This window comes from Pseudomonas sp. SDO5532_S415 (assembly GCF_054071155.1).
Genome location: NZ_JBSVWS010000352.1, coordinates 1 through 1,486 on the forward strand (window position 1 = coordinate 1; position 1,486 = coordinate 1,486).

Below are 1,486 nucleotides of genomic sequence, written 5' to 3' on the forward strand. Positions count from 1 at the left end.
GGTTCACGATAATCCTGTGGGAGCTGGCTTGCCCGCGATGGGGGCGCTGACGAATCAGGCCTGACGCTGGTGCTTGTCGATCTGCTCGTGACGCTCTTGAGCTTCGATGCAGTACTTGGTGGTCGGGCTGATCAGCAGGCGCTTGAGGCCAATCGGCTCGCCGCTGTCGTCGCACCAGCCGAAGCTGTCTTCTTTGATACGTTCCAGGGCTTGTTCCAACTGAGGCAGCATGCGCTGGTCGCGATCGATAGCGTTTACCAACCAGGTACGCTCTTCTTCCACGGAAGCCGCGTCAGCCGGATCGGCCGGGGTGTCCAGGCTTTCGATGGCGATGCGGTTCTGTTCGATGCGCTCATGGGTTTCGACTTTCATGTTCTGCAACAGCTCGGAGAAAAAAGCATGTTGCTCGGCATTCATGTAGTCATCCGCCGGCATGGCCAGCAACTTGTCCTTTGTCATTGATATCTCTATAAAAAAACGTGCATTAAGGCGAATAAGGGAGCGTTCCGGCGGACCTGGGCAGGCCATCGGAAAGGCGCCGTTTGTTCCAAGCGCCACCCGGCACTCAATTTACGAGGGGCGGCAGTCTAAGGCCGACTTGAGGCCTCAGCAACTGAAAAGACAGCGAATTTGTCCGACAAGGCCTCGAAAATGCGCTATGGCAGGCATCCAGGCGGATATCGGAGTGCGTTTATAGCAAGAAATTCAATCCAGCGGAGGTATATAGAAGACAAACGGCTGAGCAGCAGGCCCCCTTTTGCAGGTCGCGCAGGCTCGGCTAAGGTTGTACCTCCCGAAATGGCAAACCCAAGGAGCGGTTAAATGAAGCTGATCGGCATGCTGGATTCGCCCTATGTGCGACGCGTCGCCATTTCTGCCAAACGCCTGGGCATTGCCCTGGAGCACGAATCGGTGTCGGTGTTCAGGACGTTCGAACAGTTCCGGCAAATCAACCCGGTGGTCAAGGCCCCCACCCTGGTGCTGGATGACGGTCAAGTGTTGATGGATTCCACGCTGATCATCGATTACCTGGAAGCACTGGCTGGCCCGGAACGCACTTTGATGCCTGCGGGTATCGAGCAACGCCTACGCTCGTTGCGCCTGATTGGTCTGGCGTTGGCGGCCAGCGAAAAGTCGGTGCAGCTTTATTACGAGCGCAACTTGCGGCCGGCGGAAATTCAGTATGCGCCATGGGTTGAGCGGGTCGAGGGGCAATTGGCGGCAGCGTATGACGCGCTTGAGCGGGAACTGGAAAAACAGCCGTTGAACACCGATGGCTTGATTGATCAGGCGGGCATCACCCTGGCGGTGGCGTGGAGCTTTACCCACTATGTGGTGCCGGACCAGGTGTCGACCGAACGGTTTCCGAGAATCGCTGCGTTCACCGGGTATGCCGAGGGGCTTGAGGTGTTTGTCAGTACGCCGATTGACTGAGCATAGTGCTCCGCCTGAACTGGCCTCTTCGCGAGCAGGCTCGCTCCCACAG

Annotated in this window: 2 protein-coding genes; one reads left to right on the forward strand and one right to left on the reverse strand. The window is 57.7% G+C overall.

The features are described from left to right. Positions 1-54: 54 nt before the first annotated feature. Complete coding sequence (locus tag ACW9HW_RS30030) at positions 55-459, reverse strand: TraR/DksA family transcriptional regulator (protein WP_007935965.1); 405 nt, start codon at positions 457-459, stop codon at positions 55-57. A gap of 363 nt (positions 460-822) precedes the next feature. On the opposite strand from ACW9HW_RS30030, the gene ACW9HW_RS30035 reads away from it, so the two are divergent. Next, positions 823-1,434 (forward strand): glutathione S-transferase, encoded by a 612-nt coding sequence (locus tag ACW9HW_RS30035; RefSeq protein ID WP_457402955.1) that lies wholly within the window; start codon positions 823-825, stop codon positions 1,432-1,434. The last annotated feature ends 52 nt before the right edge of the window (positions 1,435-1,486 follow it).